This window comes from Qipengyuania sp. 902 (assembly GCF_051195295.1).
Lineage (GTDB): Bacteria > Pseudomonadota > Alphaproteobacteria > Sphingomonadales > Sphingomonadaceae > Qipengyuania.
Map to the genome: position 1 here is coordinate 574,388 of NZ_JBNJLJ010000002.1, position 15,436 is coordinate 589,823.

Consider the following 15,436-nt stretch of genomic DNA (forward strand, 5'->3'; position numbering starts at 1 on the left):
CTCCTCCCCGGGAGCCTTCCGCATCGCCGAAGCATTGGCATTATGAACCGACAATAGGGTCGGTGCGAAAGGGACCCGATGGGTAACGAGAGCCACGATTTCCTGCCCGAGATGGGCGATCAGGAAGGCCCGCAGCAGGGCCCGAGTTGGGGCAACCCGCGCTGGCTGGCCGAAGTGGTCGACAGCGAGGCGGATCTGACCGCCGCGCTCGACCCCACGCAGATGCGCGTTGCGGTCGCGCAGGCGGCGGAAAAGGCAGGCAAGCAGCTCGATCCCAAGGCGCTGGAAAAGGCCGCGGACGACAGCATCCGGGCGATGCTGCTGGTGCGGCTTTACCGTGTACGCGGGCATTTGGCGGCCGATCTCGACCCGCTGGGCCTGTCGCATCGAGAGGTGCCCGAGGACCTGAAGCTCGAATGGCACGGCTTCGACGGCCAGCTCGACCGCGAGGTCTATGTCGGCGGCGTGTTCGGCTTCGAATGGGTCACCGTGCGCGAGCTCTACGACGCCTTGCGCGCCACCTATTGCGGCAATGTCGGCCTCGAATACATGCACATCTCGGACACGGAGGAGCGCCGCTTCCTTCAGGATAAGTTCGAAACGCCCGAAGACACGATCCAGTTCACCGACGAGGGCAAGCGCGCGATCCTCGCCGCCGTGATCCGGGGCGAGCAGTACGAGAAGTTCCTCGGCAAGAAATACGTCGGCACCAAGCGCTTCGGCCTCGATGGCGGCGAGTCCATGATCCCGGCGCTCGAAGCCGTGATAAAGTACGGCGGCCAGCTCGGCGTGCGCGAAATCATCTACGGTATGGCCCACCGCGGCCGCCTGAACGTGCTCGCAAATGTCATGGGCAAGCCCTATAAGGTCATCTTCCACGAATTTTCCGGCGGGTCTTCAAACCCCGACGATGTCGGCGGTTCGGGCGATGTGAAATACCACCTCGGCACCAGCACCGACCGCGAGTTCGACGGCATCGACGTGCACATGAGCCTCGTGCCGAACCCGTCGCACCTCGAAGCAGTGAACCCTGTCGTGCTTGGCAAGAGCCGCGCGCAGCAGGCGATCCGCGACGACCTCAAGAAGCACGAGCAGGTCCTGCCCGTGCTGCTGCATGGCGACGCGGCCTTCGCCGGTCAGGGTATCGTGTGGGAGTGCCTCGGCTTCTCCGGCGTGCGCGGCTACAACACCGGGGGCTGCCTGCACTTCGTCATCAACAACCAGATCGGCTTCACCACCAGCCCGCAATTCGCGCGCTCCAGCCCCTACCCCAGCGATGTGGCCAAGGGCGTCCAGGCGCCGATCCTCCACGTCAATGGCGACGATCCGGAGGCCGTAACCTTCGCTTGCAAGCTGGCGATCGAATACCGCCAGAAATTCGGTCGCGACATCGTAATCGACATGTGGTGCTATCGCCGCTTCGGCCATAACGAGGGCGACGAGCCCAAATTCACCCAGCCGCTGATGTATGACGAAATCCGCCAACATCCCAAGGTCAGCGAGCTCTACACCAAGCGGCTCGAGGACGAAGGCGTCATCGAGAAGGGCTATGCCGACCAGCTGATCGACGAGTTCACTAGCCTGCTCGAAGAAGAATTCGCCGCGGCCAAGAATTACAAGCCCAACCAGGCCGACTGGTTCGGTGGCCGCTGGGCCGGCATGAACAAGCCCGCCGATGCGGAGAACGCGCGTCGCAACGCGGATACGGGGATCGAGAAGAAGCTGTTCGACAGCCTCGGCCGCACGCTGACGACCGTCCCCGAAGACATCACGATCCACAAGACGCTCGGCCGCGTGCTCGATGCCAAGCGCGAGATGTTTGCCAGCGGCGAAGGCTTCGACTGGGCGACCGGCGAAGCGCTCGCTTTCGGAAGTCTCGTGACCGAGGGCTTCGGGGTGCGCCTGTCCGGCCAGGATTCGGGCCGCGGCACGTTCAGCCAGCGCCACGCCGTCTGGGTCGACCAGAAGGACGAGCGCAAATACATCCCGCTCACGACGCTGCCGCACGGCAAGTTCGAGGTCTACGACAGCCCGCTGTCCGAATATGGCGTACTCGGCTTCGAATACGGCTTCGCCATGGCGGATCCGAAAAGCCTGGTGATGTGGGAAGCGCAGTTCGGCGACTTCGCCAATGGCGCGCAGATCATGATCGACCAGTTCATCGCCGCGGGCGAGGCCAAGTGGCTGCGCGCCAACGGCCTCGTGCTGTTGTTGCCGCATGGTTACGAGGGTCAGGGGCCGGAACACAGCTCCGCGCGGCTCGAGCGTTTCCTGCAGCTCTGCGCGAACGACAACATCCAGGTCTGCAACATCACGACCCCGGCGAATTATTTCCACGTCCTGCGCCGCCAGATGCTGCGCGGCTTCCGCAAGCCGCTGGTCATCATGACGCCGAAGAGCCTGCTCCGCCATCCGTTGGCCAAGTCCAGCGCGGAAGAGTTCATGGGCGATCATCACTTCATGCGGATCAAGTCCGACATGACCGAGATCGACGACAAGAAGATAAAGCGCCTCGTACTGTGTAGTGGCAAGGTCGCCTACGACCTGATGCAGCGCCGCGACGAAGCCGGGCTGGACGACGTATCCATCGTGCGGCTCGAGCAGCTCTACCCCTTCCCCGGCGAACCGCTGGCCGTGCGCCTGAAACGCATGACCAATCTGGAAAAGATCGTCTGGTGCCAGGAAGAACCGAAGAACAACGGTTCGTGGTTCTTCGTCGACCGCCTGATCGAGGAAGCCGCTGAGCAGGCCGGACACAAGGGCATGCGCCCCTGCTACGCCGGGCGCGAGGTCGCTGCCTCCCCCGCCACCGGTTACGCCAGCCGCCACCAGATCCAGCAGGAAGCGCTGGTCGGCATCGCGCTGGGTCTGAACGACGGCGACACCTCCGCCGCGACCACCACCTGCAATTGATCCGTTTCAAGGTTTAGGGCCAGAGAAGGAACCCGAACGACATGGCCACCGAAGTCAAAGTCCCCACACTGGGCGAAAGCGTTACCGAAGCGAGCGTCGGCGAGCTGCTGAAGCAGGTCGGCGATGCGGTCGCCGTGGACGAGCCGATTATCAGCCTCGAAACCGACAAGGTCGCGGTCGAAGCCCCCTCACCAGTCGCCGGCGTGATCAAGGAGTTCAAGGTCGCGGTCGGTGACACGGTCGAGGTCGACGCCGTTATTGCCGTGATCGAAGAAGGCGCAACCGGCGCTGCCACCGGCGAAGAAGCAGACCGCGCCAAGGAAGAGCGGGCAGAGGGACAGGAAGAGCGTTCGGAAACGCCGACGCCCAGCCCCGCTCCCGCAGCCTCCTCCGACGCCTCGCAGACGCTCTCGCCCGCCGTCCGCCGTGCGGTTCTTGAGCACGGCGTCGATCCTTCGACCATCAAGGGCACCGGCAAGGACGGTCGCCTGACCAAGGAAGACGTGATCGCCGCCGCGCAGGCCAAGAAGGACGGCAGCGACTCGATCGCCGACGCCGCGCCGCAACAGGCCGCGACCGCATCGGCTCCGGTAGGCGAGCGCCGCGAGGAACGCGTTAAAATAACGCGCATGCGCCAGACCATCGCCAAGCGCCTCAAGAGTGCGCAGGAAGAAGCGGCGCTGCTGACCACCTTCAATGACGTCGACATGTCGGCGGTCATGGAAGCGCGCGGAAAGTACAAGGACCTCTTCGCCAAGAAGCACGACATCCGCCTCGGCTTCATGGGCTTTTTCGCCAAGGCCGCTTGCCTAGCGCTGAAGGATGTCCCCCCGGTCAACGCCTATATCGAAGGCGACGAGATCGTCTATCACGACTATGTCGACATTTCGGTCGCGGTTTCGGCGCCCAACGGCCTAGTCGTCCCGGTGATCCGCGACGCGCAGGACAAGGGCTTTGCGCAGATCGAGAAAGATATCGCCGACTTCGGCAAGCGCGCCAAGGACGGCACGCTGACGATGGAAGACATGAAGGGCGGCACCTTCACAATCTCGAACGGCGGCGTGTTCGGCAGCCTCATGTCGACCCCGATCATCAACCCGCCGCAGAGCGCCGTTCTCGGCCTTCACCGCATCGAGGACCGCCCGGTGGTCGTCGATGGCGAGATCGTCATCCGCCCGATGATGTATATCGCGCTGTCCTACGACCACCGCCTGATCGATGGCCGCGAGGCGGTGACCGCACTCAAGATCATCAAGGAAGCGATCGAAGATCCGACTCGGATGCTGATCGACCTTTAAGGAGTAATCCCATGAACAAGATTGCTCTCTGCGGTGTTGCGTTGGTGGCACTTTCCGGCTGCGACGTCGCGACCGAAATCGCTGGTGACGCCATCAGTGGCGAGGTGCGCACTCAATATGTTGAGCGCTGCCAGGGCGTTGCTGAAGGTGCTGGTATCGCCGCCGAGCGAATCTCGGCCGCTTGCGAGTGTTCGGCCGACACGTTCGCGGAAGACTTCGCCGCCGACGGCAATCTCGATATCGACCGCGCGCGGATCGAAGAAGTGCTCAGAATTTGTGTAGAAGGTAGCGGCGCAGCAGCGCCTGCGGAAGGTTAGAAATGGCTGAATACGACTACGACGTCCTTGTCATCGGTGCCGGACCCGGCGGCTATGTCGCTGCAATCCGCGCGGCGCAGCTGGGGCTGAAGACCGCCTGCGCCGAAAGCCGCGAAACGCTGGGCGGGACCTGCCTCAATGTCGGCTGCATCCCGTCCAAGGCGATGCTGCATGCGTCCGAGTTCTTCGACGCCGCCGCCAACGGCGCGATGGCCGAGATGGGCATCGACGTGGAGCCCAAGCTCAATCTCGACCAGATGCACGCGCAGCGCCTCGATGCGGTCAAGGGCCTGACCGGCGGGATCGAGTTCCTGTTTAAGAAGAACAAGGTCGACTGGAAGAAGGGCCATGCCACGTTCCAGGACGCACATACGGTGAAGGTCGGGGACGAGACCGTCACGGCGAAAGACGTGATCATTGCGACCGGCTCTTCTGTCACACCGCTGCCCAATGTCGCAATCGACAATGACGGCGGTGTGGTGGTGGATTCCACCGGCGCGCTCGAGCTGAAGGCCGTACCGAAGACCATGGTCGTCATCGGCGGCGGCGTGATCGGGCTGGAGATGGGCTCGGTCTGGAACAGGCTGGGCGCGGATGTGACGGTCGTCGAATTCCTCGACCAGCTGCTACCCGGCATGGATGGCGACGTGCGCAAGGAAGCGGCCAAGATCTTCAAGAAGCAGGGCATGACCCTCAAGATGAAGACCAAAGTCACCGGCGTGGAGGTCAAGGGCAAGAAGGCCGTGCTGACGCTGGAGCCCGCCGATGGCGGCGAAAGCGAAACGATGGAGGCGGATTGCGTGCTCGTGTCCATCGGCCGCAAGCCGAACACCGAAGGCCTGGGCCTCGAAAACATCGGCCTCGATACCAACAAGCGCGGCCAGATCGAAACCGACCACGACTTCCGCACCGCAGTGGACGGCGTCTGGGCGATCGGTGATTGCGTCCCCGGCCCGATGCTCGCCCACAAGGCCGAGGACGAAGGCATCGCCTGTGCCGAGAACATCGCGGGCCAGACCGGCATCGTGAACCACGACATCATTCCGGGCGTGGTCTACACCCTGCCTGAATTCGCCGGCGTCGGCCTGACGCAGGAAGAAGCCATCGAGAAGATGGGCGGCGACAAGTCCAAGGTGAAGGTCGGCAAATTCCCGATGATGGCCAACAGCCGGGCCAAGACCAATCACGAACCCGACGGTTTCGTGAAGGTCATCTCGGAAGCCGAAAGCGACCGCGTGCTGGGCGTATGGTGCATCAACAACGTCGCCGGAACGATGATCGCACAGGCGGCACAGGCGATGGAATTCGGCGCCACGAGCGAGGATATCGCCTACACCTGCCACGCCCACCCGACGCATTCCGAAGCGCTCAAGGAAGCGGCGATGGCCGTGCAGGGCAAAGCCATCCACGTCTGATCCGCAGGAGTTCGATCATGGCCCGCAGCGTTGCAATCGTCGGTGCGGGCTGTGATTGGCTTAGCGTTTTACAATGACACGCGCGGGCTTCGGTGGCCTGCTCGCCCTCGCCCTGCCAGTCATGGGAGGGCTCGGTGCGCTTTGGCTGATGGGCGCGCCCGTGTCGTTCCTGTTGGTCAATGCCGAGGCGCTTGCGCTCGGCCTCGCAGTCATCGCTTTTTCGTCCCCGCTTGAGTCTAACAAGACACAACGCTTCGCCATCGTCGTGCTGCTCGTCCTGCTGGCGCTGCCACTGCTCACCGGCCCTTATGTCAACGGCATCGCACGCTGGCTCCCACTGGGACCATTCACGCTGCATGCCGGCATGCTTGCGATACCGTTGCTTGCAGTTCTGGCCGCCCGCGACGAGGACTATTCGGCTCCGATCCTGCTGGCGGGCATCCTCGCTGCCGCATTCCAGCCCGACGCCGCGAGCGGGCTGGCGCTCACCTTCGCGGCCATGGGCCTCTACAACGCGAAGCGCGACTGGAAGGATGGCGTAGTTGCCGGGGCCGGTTTCTTCGCCACGCTGGTCATGTGGGTGCGCGGGGAATTGCCCGCCCAGCCCTTCGTCGAGCGGGTGCTGGTCGATGTCGCGGTGGTCCAGCCACTGGCAGCCTTTGCTCTGCTGGCCTGCCTGGTCGCGAGTTTCCTCCTGATCCTGCACGCCCTGCTTGCTCCCATGGCCCAGCGGCATGCGCTGGCGGGAACCCTGTTCGGCTTTTCGATCGCTGCCGTACTCTCGAATTATCCCAGCGCGCTTATCGGCTATGGTGCCGCCCCGATCCTCGGCTTCGCGATTGCCTTGTCGCAAATCGAGCGAGCGGAAAGCAAAGCTCCACAAGTCGCGGAGTAAGGCTTGCGTGCCACATCCCGCGGCCTAGACTGGTGGCGGGGAGAAACGCATGGCCTATCCGAGACTGACCAAGAGAGCCGGCGCTGTCGAGACCGCTACGGCCATCCGCCGCGGCGAGATGTCGCCCTATGAAGCGGTCGAAGCGGCGATCGCCCGGATTGAGAAGGACGATGCGCATATCAATGCGGTCGTCGTGACCGATTTCGACCGGGCGCTCGACCGGGCTCGCACAATGGATGTGGCGAAGGCCGGGGCCGATCAGCCGCTGTTCGGCGTGCCGATGACGATCAAGGAAAGCTTCGACATCGCTGGCCTGCCTTCGACCTGGGGGCACGAAAAATACGCGGAGAACATCGCCACTCGCGACGCCCGCGTGGTGGAGAGCCTAAAGCGCGCCGGCGTGGTCTTTGTCGGGAAAACGAATGTGCCGCCCGATCTTGCCGACTGGCAATCGAACAACCCGGTATATGGCCGGACCAACAATCCGCACGATCATGCGCGTTCGCCAGGAGGGTCCTCGGGCGGTTCGGCAGCGGCCGTCGCCAGTGGGATGGTGCCGTGCGAATATGGTACTGACATCGGCGGGTCGGTGCGCGTGCCTGCGCATTTCTGCGGCATCTGGGGTCACAAGACGAGTTGGGGTCTGATTTCCAAACACGGGCACGACCACCCGGCTATAGCTGGGTCGGACGGCCATGACGGTGCGCTTTCCATCGCCGGGCCACTGGCACGCAATGCCGGGGACCTGCGCCTCCTGCTCGAGCTTACCGCCAGCCTGCCGTTGAGGGCCCGTGGCAAGCCTTTAGGCGAATGCCGCATTCTCGCGCTGCTGGACCATCCCTCCTGCCCGACCGATCATGCCGTGCGGGGACCTATCGAGGCAGCGCTGGCCGCGCTCGGTGATGCGGGGGTGATTGTAGAGCGATCCAGCAACCTGCTGCCCGACCTCGAGCGCCAGCAAGCCGACTATATGCGCATGCTCAACGTCGCCATGGCGCGTGGTGCGCCCGCACCCGATGGCAAACGGGCCAGTGCAACCGACTGGTTCGACATGCTCGACCTGCAGGCGCGCAACGAGAACGCATGGGCGGCGCTGTTCGAGACTTATGATTTCGTTCTTGCCCCGCCCGCTCCGGTACTCGCCGTGCCGCATCGCGAAGGGCGGGTGTTCGACGGTACTATCGCCATCGACGGCGCCGAGGTGCCGGGCGGCTCGGCGCTCTGCTGGGTGGGCTTGGCGACCTATCCCAACCTGCCTTCGACGGTCTTGCCTGTGGGCGACACCGATGGCCTGCCTTGCGGCATGCAGGTGATTTCGCGCAGGTGGGGCGATCTCGATTGCATTGCCGCGGCAGAGGCGATCGGGGAAATTCTACAGGCTGAGGACGGCGAGACATCATGGGACACCAGCGCACCATGCGGCGCTTCGCCAATTGGCACATCTGGCTCGGCTGGCTGGTGGGCGTGCCCATCCTGATGTGGACCGTGACGGGCCTCGTCATGGTGGCCAAGCCGATCGAGGAAGTGCGCGGCAATCACCTAAAATTAGAAACTACAAACGAAGGATTTAGCGGCAATCCTGCTCCTATTCCCTTCAAGCTCGACGGATCGCCGCAAGCGACCGAAATGCGAAGCTATATGCAGAATGGGAGACTGATAACGACCGTCACCCGTCCCGACGGGAGCATTGATCGTTTTGATGGCGCAAGCGGACAGCCGCTTGATGACATTGACGAGCAGGAAGCGCGTCGAATTGTCCGGCAGGGTATAGTCGGCGGCGACAAGGTGGCGAGTGCAACTAAATTCGATGCAAACGACGTGCCATTCGATTTCCGGCGGCCCATGCCAGTCTGGCAGGTTGCGCTGGAAGGCGGGACGCACGTCTACGTCGGGACAGAGACAGGCCGGATAGAAGCGGTCCGCACGCGCTGGTGGCGACTGTTCGACGTCATGTGGGGCCTTCACATCATGGACCTCGAGACGCGCGAGGATACGCATCACCCGATCCTGATCCTCTTCGCCGTTCTGGCCGTGATCGGATCGCTGCTCGGGTGCATCCTGATGTTCCGACGCCGAAAGGCGCGCGTCTCAACCCAGGCAAAGGTCGCTGCGTGAACGCCGAAGTGCTGACCCCGGTGCTCGACTGGCTGGACCTTGCCGGCGTCGCGATCTTCGCCCTCACTGGAGCGCTCGTCGCCGCGCGGGAGAAGCAGACCTTCGTCACGCTGGCCTTCTTCGCGCTGCTCACCGGCGTCGGCGGAGGAACGGTGCGCGACCTGCTGATCGGCGCGCCGGTCTTCTGGATCGAGGACGGACTGGTCGCCGTGGTGTGCCTCGCTATCGCTCTCCTGGCGTGGTTCACGCCGACCCGCTGGTGGGACGGCAGGCTGCTTGACGTCGCCGATGGCCTGGGCCTGACGGCCTATGCCGTTCTCGGCACGGCCAAGGCGCTGCAATACGGCGTCCCGCCCGTCCCTGCGGCGGTCATGGGCGTGGTGACGGGCACAGTCGGCGGGATTATCCGCGACGTAATCGCTGGCAGGCCGTCGATCCTTATGCGGCCCGAGCTCTACGTGACAGCGGCGGCGCTCTCCGCCACGCTGACCGTCGCGGGCGAGTTCGTACCCCTCACCCGCAGCGCCGTGTGGATCATCGCCGCCGCAAGCGGCTTCGGCTTGCGGCTGGCCGCCATCCAGTGGAAGCTGTCGCTGCCGGCTTACGAGCGGTATTAGCTTCCGGCGCCGACGCCCTTGTAGCCGTTGCCGTATTCAATTTCCGGTTCGTCTTGCGCTTCGCCGGGCAGAGGACCGCCCGGATAGGCGGGCTGCGCGTCGGTTTGGGTCGGCAACGGGTTGGCATCCATGCGCGAGCGAGCCGCAGAATAGTAATCGCTGTCGTACTGGCGATCGTCCTGCCGGTCCGCCCCGTCATAGTCCTGCGCGTCGTCGTACTCGCCCATCGCGCCCTGGTAGCCCGATCCGCCGCGACCATAGTCTATGGCGTCGATCCGGCCGTCCTGCCCGATCGAGCAGGTGAAGCCATCGCCATTATAGAGCGAGCCGGTGACCTGCCATCCGCTCGCGGTGCGGTTCACGGTATCGATGGTGCCGATGCGTGTGTTGCGCTCGACCTCGTCGGCGCACATCTCGACGGCGCGGTCGACACCGCGCGCATCGTAATCCTGACGATAGTCGTCGCGGCGCTGGTCCGGATAGCGGTAGTCGCGGTCGCGATAGCGGCGATCGTCGGATCTCTTCGCGGCATTCGCGATGGCCGCGATCCCGCCGATGATCAGCACGCCGGCCAGCACATCTCCCGCGCTCACGCCGCGATGGCGGCGATAGCGGTAGCGGCGATGGTAGTCCGAAGTGTCGGCGCCGGGCGCCCAGCCCGGAGCGGCTTCGATGGGCGACGCGCTGACGGGAGCGGGCATGTCCGCGGCGGCAGCAGGTGTGCCTGCCAGAGAACAAGCCGTCACGAAAGCGGGAACGGCTGTAAATTTGCGAAAGGATAACATGACTTATCTAACCCCAAGGCGCACCCCCACCTGGCACGCGTGATGATGACATGCGAATAGGCGGTCCAGACTGCATGGAGCCTGAACCGCCTGTGGTAGGTTTATCTTTGGTCGATCAGCGGAGACCGCGGATGCCGCTGAAGTCGAGATCGGTCACGCGGCCGCGATCGATGCGGCAGGTGAACTTGCCGCTATCGCGTTCGTTCCAGCGGTTGTAGCGATTGTACCGGTCGCGATAGCCATAGCGGTCGTAACGGCCGCCGCGATAGTTGCCATCGACCATGATCCGGCCCTTGACCTTCCAGCCATAGCGTGTGTTGTCCACATCGCGGATGTCGGTCACCTGCGCATAGCGATAGCCATAGCGGCGGGCGTCCTGACGGGCGGCGTTGACGCAGCGTTCAACAGCTGCGCGCGGATTGCCCCGCCCATAATAGCGGTCGCCGCGATAGCGCCTGTCGTCATAGCGATATCCCCGATCGCGGCTCGCGGCACGGGCTACGGCGGCGATTCCGCCGATGATCACGGCGCCTGCGATAACGTCGCCGACGGAAATCCCGTCGCGGTCGCGGTCACGATACTGGGCTTGCGCGGGCGTTGCGGTAGCCAGCGCCATTGCGCCGACGGTTGCCGCTGCGATCCCACCCTTCGCGAAGCTTGTGATGTTCTTGGTCATGTGAGGCTCTCCTCGTCTGCACCGCGGCGGGACTGCCTCGGTTGACTATGGTTATAGGAGAGCGCCACTGAGGCGAGGCTGAATTCGGGCTACAGTCTTTGTTCAGCTAATCTACCAGTTATATTAACACCGATTATCTTAGCGTTTCAAGCACATCGCGCGTGAACGCGACGATATCGAAGCGCGAGCCGACCGGATCTTCGCCCCTGCGGACGATGACCGTGTTTATGCTCGGGACGATCACCACATACTGCCCGCGGTTGCCCATCGCGGCGATGGTGTCGGCGGGAATGCCCTCGTGGTCGTTGAACAGCCAGAAGCCTGCGCCATAGCCGAATCCGTTCTCCGGTTGCGGGCCGGAGGGGGCGGAAACATATTCGAGCCAGCCCTCTGGCAAAACGCGTGTGCCGCGCGACATGCCATCGTTGAGATAGAGCTGACCGAACCGTGCAAGATCGGCAGCGCTGGTCCAGACCTGGCTCGACAGGATATAGTCGCCCCGCCAATCCGTTTCCGCTTTCGTGGAATGCATGCCGAGCCGCTCGAATAGCGAGATCGGCGGATTTTCGGCCAGATAACCGTCGATCGCCTTTACCGCGGCCAGTGTGTCGTTGTTGGCATAGCGGTACACCGTGCCCGGCGGATTGAGCAGCGGCCAGTCCAGCGCGCTTTCGGCCACCGTGGTACCACCCATGTAGAGCGGATCGGTGCGATTGCCCGGCGTGTCCGAATAGCGGCCCGAAGCCATGCGCAGCGCGTGATCGATGGTGATGGCGCGGCGCGGATCGCTGTCGCCGAGGCCTAGCCCGGCAGATTGCGAGACGTCCGCCGCGCCCCTCTGGACTGCAGCACCCACGAGCGTCGCGGCGAGGCTCTTGGCGACCGACCAGGTCCGCTGCGTGCTGTTGGCGTCGAAGCCTGCGGCGAAGGCCTTGCCTTTCGTCACATCGCCCTGGCGGATGAGCACGGCTGTCGTGCGCGTGCCCTCGCCATAGGTATCGCCGAGCGCCTGCTCCGCCGCTTGGCGCACGCGCGGGACGAGCTGTTCTTCGAGCGGGTAGACGGTGGGGTCGCCCACGCGGTCGATGCGCATGCCCCGGACTACCTCCGTCGTCGGTAACGAAGCCCCGATCGGTAGCAGGGCGCAGCCTGTGTCAACGCGATACTCGGCCACGCGCGGCAGCATGTCCTCCGCCCAATCGGTCGCGACGTAATCGATCATGCCATCGGTGCCGCGCTCGATGCGATACTCGAGTTCGCGCACCATGGGGTCGAGCGCACCGTAGATGCCGGTCAGTTCATATTCTTCGACCGAGCGCTCGGTGCGGCGCAGCCCGCTGGGGTCGGAAGCCATCGCCCCGCACAGGAACAGCGACTTGTACCCAGCGGCCAGCGCCCGGTCGTAACGGGCCTGCAAGTCTTCCTGGCTGACGGTTTGCGCGGCTAGCGGGGCGGAGGCGAGCAGCGCTGCGGCTGCGAAGGCGTGTCTTATCATGCGCGCCTTGTGCCACGGGTTCTCTTCCGCGCAAAACAAAAGGGCCGGAAGATCGCTCTTCCGGCCCCGCTTGTCCGTTTCAGTCGCGCTTACGCGTCTTCGAATTCGTCTTCGTCGGTCATCACCGGGCCGCTGTCCTGACCCTTGGCGTCGACATCGCGATCGACCAGTTCGATGATCGCCATCTGCGCCGCGTCGCTGCCGCGATAGCCGGCCTTGATGACGCGGCTATAGCCACCCTCGCGGTCGCCGTAACGCTCGGCCAGAACGTCGAACAGCTTCTTAAGCTGGGTTTCGTCCTGCAGGCGGCTCATGGCGAGGCGACGGTTCGACAGGCCGCCACGCTTTGCCAGCGTGATCAGCTTCTCGATGTACGGACGCATTTCCTTCGCCTTGGGCAGCGTGGTCATGATCTGCTCGTGCTTGATCAGCGCGGCAGCCATGTTGCGGAACATCGCATTGCGGTGGCCGGTCTTGCGCTGCAGCTTGCGGCCGGAAATCTTGTGGCGCATCGTAATTCTTCCTTCGTTCGTAAGGGGCCCGTTCTAGGTAGCCCAATGCTGGTCGGGGAAAGGGCCGACCGTCCCTGTTCTTGTCCGACCTTGCGGTCGGGGCGCGGTGCCGGCCCGCTCCCCCACCCGGCCACCCACGGCACGGTATTCTATGGGTGGCCGGGTGGGGGAGCGGGCTGGTACCGCAAGGGGCGGACGGATGTCCGACCCGCACCCTCCAAAGTTAACCCAGCAGCTCCTGTTCGAGCTTCTTGGCCATTTCCTCGATGTTCTCGGGCGGCCAGCCGGGGATGTCCATACCGAGGCGCAGGCCCATCGAGCTCAGGACTTCCTTGATCTCGTTGAGGCTCTTGCGGCCGAAGTTCGGCGTGCGGAGCATCTCGGCCTCGGTCTTCTGGACCAAATCGCCGATGTAGATGATGTTGTCGTTCTTGAGGCAGTTCGCCGAACGGACCGACAGTTCCAGCTCGTCGACCTTCTTGAGAAGGTAACGGTTGAGCTGGTTGGTGTCGCTTTCCTGCGGCTCAGCAGCTTGGCCGATCATGGCCGAGCTGGGCTGCGGAATGCCGTCCTCGAAGTGGACGAACAGCGTCAACTGGTCCTGGAGGATGCGCGCGGCATAGGCCACGGCGTCTTCCGGAGTGACGGTGCCGTCGGTCTCGATGTTGAGCGAGAGCTTGTCATAGTCGAGTTCCTGCCCGACACGTGCGTTCTCGACCTTGTAGCTCACCTGGCGGACCGGCGAATACAGGCTGTCGACCGGGATGAGGCCGATCGGGGCATCGGCCGGGCGGTTCATCACGGCGGGCTTGTAGCCCTTTCCGGTGTCTGCGGTCAGTTCCATGTTCAGCGTCGCGCCTTCGTCGAGGTGACAGAGCACGAGATCCTTGTTCATGATCTCGATGTCGCCCGACACGGCGATGTCACCGGCCTTCACTTCGGCAGGGCCGGTGGCGGAGAGCTGCAGGCGCTTCATGCCCTCGCCTTCCATCTTCAGCGCGATCTGCTTCACATTGAGGACGATGTCGGTCACGTCTTCGCGAACGCCGGCAAGCGACGAAAATTCGTGTAGCACGCCTTCGATCTTGATCGAGGTGATCGCGGCACCCTGGAGCGAGCTCAGGAGCACGCGGCGCAGGGCGTTGCCGAGCGTCAGGCCGAAGCCCCGCTCGAGCGGTTCGGCGACGAAGGTGGCCTTGCGGGCCTTGTCACCGGAATCCTTGATATCAAGGGTATTGGGTTTCTTGAGTTCCTGCCAGTTCTTGATGTTGACGGACATGAAAATCCCCTGGTTCGGATGCGGGCGGGACCGGAGCCCTCTGGCGAGAGCGTCCGGTCCGTGAAATGTGTCGGTGGCTCAGCGGATCCGAGCCACCAGGCAGGTACGGATCAGACGCGGCGGCGCTTGGAAGGACGGACCCCGTTGTGCGGGATCGGCGTCACGTCGCGGATCGAGGTGATCGTGAAGCCGACTGCGGCGAGACCGCGCAGCGCGCTTTCGCGGCCCGAGCCCGGGCCCTTCACTTCGACCTCGAGAGTGCGCACGCCGTGTTCGGCGGCCTTGCGGCCCGCGTCGTCGGCGGCGACCTGCGCGGCATAGGGAGTCGACTTGCGGCTGCCCTTGAAGCCCATCATGCCGGCGCTGGACCAGCTGATCGCATTGCCCTGCGCGTCGGTGATGGTGATCATCGTGTTGTTGAAGCTGGCGTTGATGTGCGCAACGCCGCTCGAAATGTTCTTTTTGTCGCGGCGCCTTACGCGGCCGGGTTCGCGTGCCATGATGTGTATTCCTCTATTCTATCAAGAAGGGAAAAGCGGCGGTCCGTGAGACCGGCTTACTTCTTCTTGCCGGCGATCGGCTTGGCCTTGCCCTTGCGGGTGCGGGCGTTGGTGTGAGTGCGCTGGCCGCGAACGGGCAGGCCGGCACGGTGACGAAGGCCGCGGTAGGAACGCAGGTCCATCAGGCGCTTGATGTTCATCGCGGTGTCGCGACGAAGGTCCCCTTCGACCATGTGATCTTCATCGATCGTCTCGCGAATGCGTAGGACTTCCTCGTCGGTCAGGTCCTGCACGCGGGTCTTGTGATCGATGCCGAGCTTGTCGGCGATCTCGACGGCCGTGGTGCGGCCGATACCGTGAATATAGGTGAGCGCGATGATCACGCGCTTGTTGGTGGGGATATTTACCCCGGCAATACGAGCCACTTACTTCTCCATGCTCCACAGGGGACTGCCGGATCGGGCCGACACCCCTATCTCATCGCTCAAATTCACCGAGCAAGTCGCAGTATGCTAACGCAAAAAGCCCGGATGGCGTGCAATTGGCTGCCGCCTGCCGGACTCACCGCAACTGTCGAATGAAAGGCGCGCTTAGGGGGATTCGACCGCGAGGTCAACAG

15 protein-coding genes are annotated in these 15,436 nt (G+C 63.8%); 8 read left to right on the forward strand and 7 right to left on the reverse strand.

From position 1 onward, the window contains the following. The first annotated feature begins 78 nt into the window (after positions 1-78). The 8 genes from ACSH0F_RS07830 to ACSH0F_RS07865 all read left to right on the forward strand — a co-directional run bounded on the left by ACSH0F_RS07830 (position 79) and on the right by ACSH0F_RS07865 (position 9,570). The gene (locus ACSH0F_RS07830; protein WP_435201558.1) at positions 79-2,913 is read left to right on the forward strand and encodes a 2-oxoglutarate dehydrogenase E1 component; all 2,835 of its coding nucleotides are present in this window, start codon (positions 79-81) and stop codon (positions 2,911-2,913) included. Positions 2,914-2,954: 41 nt separating this feature from the next. Next, a complete protein-coding gene (gene odhB, locus ACSH0F_RS07835) occupies positions 2,955-4,211 on the forward strand; it encodes a 2-oxoglutarate dehydrogenase complex dihydrolipoyllysine-residue succinyltransferase (protein WP_435201560.1) in 1,257 nt (418 codons plus the stop codon). Between the two features lie 11 nt (positions 4,212-4,222). After that, positions 4,223-4,528 (forward strand): hypothetical protein, encoded by a 306-nt coding sequence (locus ACSH0F_RS07840; protein ID WP_435201562.1) that lies wholly within the window; start codon positions 4,223-4,225, stop codon positions 4,526-4,528. Between the two features lie 2 nt (positions 4,529-4,530). Continuing rightward, positions 4,531-5,943, forward strand: a complete 1,413-nt coding sequence (gene lpdA, locus ACSH0F_RS07845; protein ID WP_435201564.1) for a dihydrolipoyl dehydrogenase — start codon at positions 4,531-4,533, stop codon at positions 5,941-5,943. Positions 5,944-6,016: 73 nt separating this feature from the next. Continuing rightward, entirely contained in the window at positions 6,017-6,838 is an 822-nt protein-coding gene (locus tag ACSH0F_RS07850; protein WP_435201566.1) for a hypothetical protein, read from the forward strand. 49 nt (positions 6,839-6,887) lie between these two features. After that, positions 6,888-8,315 (forward strand): amidase family protein, encoded by a 1,428-nt coding sequence (locus ACSH0F_RS07855; protein ID WP_435201568.1) that lies wholly within the window; start codon positions 6,888-6,890, stop codon positions 8,313-8,315. Further along, positions 8,237-8,953, forward strand: a complete 717-nt coding sequence (locus ACSH0F_RS07860) for a PepSY domain-containing protein (RefSeq protein WP_435201570.1) — start codon at positions 8,237-8,239, stop codon at positions 8,951-8,953. Before ACSH0F_RS07855 ends, ACSH0F_RS07860 begins: the two co-directional genes overlap by 79 nt. Next, positions 8,950-9,570, forward strand: a complete 621-nt coding sequence (locus ACSH0F_RS07865) for a trimeric intracellular cation channel family protein (RefSeq protein ID WP_435201572.1) — start codon at positions 8,950-8,952, stop codon at positions 9,568-9,570. Before ACSH0F_RS07860 ends, ACSH0F_RS07865 begins: the two co-directional genes overlap by 4 nt. Here the strand turns inward: ACSH0F_RS07865 and ACSH0F_RS07870 are convergent. The 7 genes from ACSH0F_RS07870 to rpsM all read right to left on the reverse strand — a co-directional run bounded on the left by ACSH0F_RS07870 (position 9,567) and on the right by rpsM (position 15,242). Beyond that, the gene (locus ACSH0F_RS07870) at positions 9,567-10,271 is read right to left on the reverse strand and encodes a hypothetical protein (RefSeq protein ID WP_435201574.1); all 705 of its coding nucleotides are present in this window, start codon (positions 10,269-10,271) and stop codon (positions 9,567-9,569) included. The genes ACSH0F_RS07865 and ACSH0F_RS07870 overlap by 4 nt on opposite strands. A gap of 199 nt (positions 10,272-10,470) precedes the next feature. Further along, on the reverse strand, positions 10,471-11,031 hold the full coding sequence (locus tag ACSH0F_RS07875) for a hypothetical protein (protein ID WP_435201576.1): 561 nt from the start codon (positions 11,029-11,031) through the stop codon (positions 10,471-10,473). A gap of 133 nt (positions 11,032-11,164) precedes the next feature. Continuing rightward, complete coding sequence (locus ACSH0F_RS07880) at positions 11,165-12,526, reverse strand: serine hydrolase domain-containing protein (RefSeq protein WP_435201578.1); 1,362 nt, start codon at positions 12,524-12,526, stop codon at positions 11,165-11,167. An 89-nt stretch (positions 12,527-12,615) separates the two neighbouring features. Further along, on the reverse strand, positions 12,616-13,038 hold the full coding sequence (gene rplQ / locus ACSH0F_RS07885; protein ID WP_435201580.1) for a 50S ribosomal protein L17: 423 nt from the start codon (positions 13,036-13,038) through the stop codon (positions 12,616-12,618). Positions 13,039-13,261: 223 nt separating this feature from the next. Then, positions 13,262-14,317, reverse strand: coding sequence for a DNA-directed RNA polymerase subunit alpha (locus tag ACSH0F_RS07890; RefSeq protein ID WP_305932905.1), 1,056 nt, complete (start codon positions 14,315-14,317; stop codon positions 13,262-13,264). 110 nt (positions 14,318-14,427) lie between these two features. Next, positions 14,428-14,817, reverse strand: coding sequence for a 30S ribosomal protein S11 (rpsK, locus tag ACSH0F_RS07895; RefSeq protein ID WP_006831904.1), 390 nt, complete (start codon positions 14,815-14,817; stop codon positions 14,428-14,430). A 56-nt stretch (positions 14,818-14,873) separates the two neighbouring features. Then, the gene (rpsM, locus tag ACSH0F_RS07900; RefSeq protein WP_278322393.1) at positions 14,874-15,242 is read right to left on the reverse strand and encodes a 30S ribosomal protein S13; all 369 of its coding nucleotides are present in this window, start codon (positions 15,240-15,242) and stop codon (positions 14,874-14,876) included. Positions 15,243-15,436: the final 194 nt, after the last annotated feature.

Bases quoted from the DNA above. Each gene is read 5' to 3' on its own strand.
- ACSH0F_RS07830 (WP_435201558.1), top strand. From the start codon at position 79: ATGGGTAACGAGAGCCACGATTTCCTGCCCGAGATGGGCGATCAGGAA.
- odhB (WP_435201560.1), top strand. From the start codon at position 2,955: ATGGCCACCGAAGTCAAAGTCCCCACACTGGGCGAAAGCGTTACCGAA.
- ACSH0F_RS07840 (WP_435201562.1), top strand. From the start codon at position 4,223: ATGAACAAGATTGCTCTCTGCGGTGTTGCGTTGGTGGCACTTTCCGGC.
- lpdA (WP_435201564.1), top strand. From the start codon at position 4,531: ATGGCTGAATACGACTACGACGTCCTTGTCATCGGTGCCGGACCCGGC.
- ACSH0F_RS07850 (WP_435201566.1), top strand. From the start codon at position 6,017: ATGACACGCGCGGGCTTCGGTGGCCTGCTCGCCCTCGCCCTGCCAGTC.
- ACSH0F_RS07855 (WP_435201568.1), top strand. From the start codon at position 6,888: ATGGCCTATCCGAGACTGACCAAGAGAGCCGGCGCTGTCGAGACCGCT.
- ACSH0F_RS07860 (WP_435201570.1), top strand. From the start codon at position 8,237: ATGGGACACCAGCGCACCATGCGGCGCTTCGCCAATTGGCACATCTGG.
- ACSH0F_RS07870 (WP_435201574.1), bottom strand. From the start codon at position 10,271: ATGCCCGCTCCCGTCAGCGCGTCGCCCATCGAAGCCGCTCCGGGCTGG.
- ACSH0F_RS07875 (WP_435201576.1), bottom strand. From the start codon at position 11,031: ATGACCAAGAACATCACAAGCTTCGCGAAGGGTGGGATCGCAGCGGCA.
- ACSH0F_RS07880 (WP_435201578.1), bottom strand. From the start codon at position 12,526: ATGATAAGACACGCCTTCGCAGCCGCAGCGCTGCTCGCCTCCGCCCCG.
- rplQ (WP_435201580.1), bottom strand. From the start codon at position 13,038: ATGCGCCACAAGATTTCCGGCCGCAAGCTGCAGCGCAAGACCGGCCAC.
- ACSH0F_RS07890 (WP_305932905.1), bottom strand. From the start codon at position 14,317: ATGTCCGTCAACATCAAGAACTGGCAGGAACTCAAGAAACCCAATACC.
- rpsK (WP_006831904.1), bottom strand. From the start codon at position 14,817: ATGGCACGCGAACCCGGCCGCGTAAGGCGCCGCGACAAAAAGAACATT.